Origin of the sequence: Aquiflexum sp. (assembly GCF_041751335.1) — a bacterium.
In the GTDB taxonomy this organism is placed as follows: domain Bacteria; phylum Bacteroidota; class Bacteroidia; order Cytophagales; family Cyclobacteriaceae; genus Aquiflexum.
The window spans coordinates 1-2,081 of sequence record NZ_JBGSXS010000042.1 but is presented as its reverse complement, the minus strand read 5'-3'; the positions used below and the strand labels follow the sequence as shown (position 1 = coordinate 2,081).

Here is a 2,081-nt window from a genome sequence, read left to right as displayed (position 1 = left end):
CCGGTAAGCGGTTTATCGGAGATTCTGTTTCTGATTTTAGGGAAGGAGATCTGGCGTTTATAGGACCTAACCTCCCCCATCTGTACCGCAATGACGCTTGTTTTTATGAGGATGATAAATCAAATTCGAAAGCTGCAAGATCCATTGTCATCCACTTTCTTGAAAAATCTTTGGGGGCTAATTTCCTAGCGCTGCCCGAAGCAAAAAATATCAAAAACCTTTTTATCAAGTCACAACTTGGCCTAGATATCCATGGTGTCACCAAATCTATATGTATTGAACTGCTTCATGAAATAGTTACGCTGAAAGGAATGCCACGTTGGATGAAGCTTTTGGAAATCCTGCAGCTGCTCTCTGAGTCAGATGAACTTACACCCATTTCCCAGTCACACATGATCGGCAAAAATGAAGCTGAGTCAGACCGGATGAATAAGGTTTTTGAATTTGTAATGAACAATTTCAAAAATGAAATCAGCATCAGTGAAGTCGCAGATTTCGTCAATTTGTCTCCAAATTCTTTTTCAAGGTATTTTAGCCAGAGGACAAGGAAGTCTTTTGTTAATTTCGTAAACGAAGTGAGGTTGAACCATGCCACCAAATTGCTTCAGGAAAATACAAAAAGTGTGGCTGAGATCTGTTTTGAATGTGGATTCAATAACTTATCCAACTTTAACCGTCAGTTCAAAAACAAATACCAGATCAATCCTTTGGCCTATAATAGGCAGTTTTATAAATGAAAATTCCTGGATTTATCAAGTTTCTCAATCTTTGCTTTTATCCATCTTTTCGATGGCCTCCAATATCCCCTTCATATATCCAATAGCAAAGATCTTCCCTGTAATCTCATAACCGACAGTGGTACTTCCGCCGAAAGTCCCTTGTGTTTCCCCATACATAGCCGGGGCATGGTCAGGTCGGATAGGTCCATCAAATCCATGTTGATGATAAATCCTGAACATCTCAACCATATCGGTAGGACCATTGTCATGGAAAGTCTCCCTGAAATTTTCACGATCTCCTTCAATATCCCGGATATGCAAAAAGGCAATTCTTTTTTCTGACAACCATTTTTTCGCCAAATTCTGAATATCCTCACCCATGGTCAGGAAAGATGCCTGACAAAAAGTGATCGCATTGCTTTTTATGGGATTGCGGTTCCAAACTTTCTCAAATGCAGCTGAACTGGTCAAAATCCTTCCCACTCCTTTCAATGGACTGACCGGAGGATCATCGGGATGGAGAGCCATCCTAACTCCGGCACTTTTGGCCTCCGGCAATACGGCATCCTGAAAGTAGTATAAGTTTTCCCAAAGTTTGGCTTCGGAAATACGCTCGTCTTCAAGGACCAATTGATCCCTGACATCATCCATATAAAAACCGCTGACTTGGGCACCTCCCCTTTCGGCGATATCCACCCTCGTCCGAAACCATCCTATGCTTGCCATGAAATTATAGCAAAGTAAAGGAATTTCAAGCCTGCCCATATTTTGCAGCAATAGAATGTATTTTTCAATCAGTTCATCCCTATTAGGTAAACCAAGCTTAATCGGGGACATATCAAATTGATCACCTTCCAACACATAGAGTTTGAACCCCTTTTCCCGGAAATTATCGGATATAGATCTTAATACCTGAAAATCATAAGGCGGTTGTTTCCCTGTCAATTCAGGGGCTGCCTTGGTGATAGCATAATCCACCCCAATTTGCTTGGCAAGCGTCCACTTTCTCTCATCGTATTTTGCAGGCAATAGCATTGAAAATTTCATAATTTCATTTCTTTAATATAAAGAATAGGTTGATCATTACAGCCCACAATTTCCCAAACTTATTATCAATCCACCCATATAAACATTCCCCCAAAAACAAATCAATTGCTTAACCTTTTTCATTCAACCCCGATGGGGTTGAAGGTCTAAAGAACATTTGATTATCTATAAACATGCGACTCCAAAGGAGTCGAAAATAAACTTAACATTCACTCATCCTTCATCAATGTCTCTCGCTTCTCGCACTTATATACACCAAGCCAATGTCATTACATTTTCTGAACATTCCCAAATGTTAATTACTACCAATGACAT

2 protein-coding genes are annotated in these 2,081 nt (G+C 40.1%); one reads left to right on the top strand and one right to left on the bottom strand.

Annotation, left to right across the window (positions count from 1 at the left end; translation table 11 throughout):
* A partial coding sequence (locus tag ACEW8U_RS02340; RefSeq protein ID WP_373520424.1) for an AraC family transcriptional regulator occupies positions 1-737 on the top strand: 737 nt, incomplete at its 5' end.
* A 24-nt stretch (positions 738-761) separates the two neighbouring features.
* Here ACEW8U_RS02340 and ACEW8U_RS02335 read toward each other — a convergent pair.
* Positions 762-1,766 (bottom strand): mannonate dehydratase, encoded by a 1,005-nt coding sequence (locus ACEW8U_RS02335; protein ID WP_373520423.1) that lies wholly within the window; start codon positions 1,764-1,766, stop codon positions 762-764.
* Positions 1,767-2,081 lie beyond the last annotated feature (315 nt).

Excerpts from the sequence above, each read along its gene's own strand:
- ACEW8U_RS02335 (WP_373520423.1), bottom strand. The coding sequence starts at position 1,766 with ATGAAATTTTCAATGCTATTGCCTGCAAAATACGATGAGAGAAAGTGG.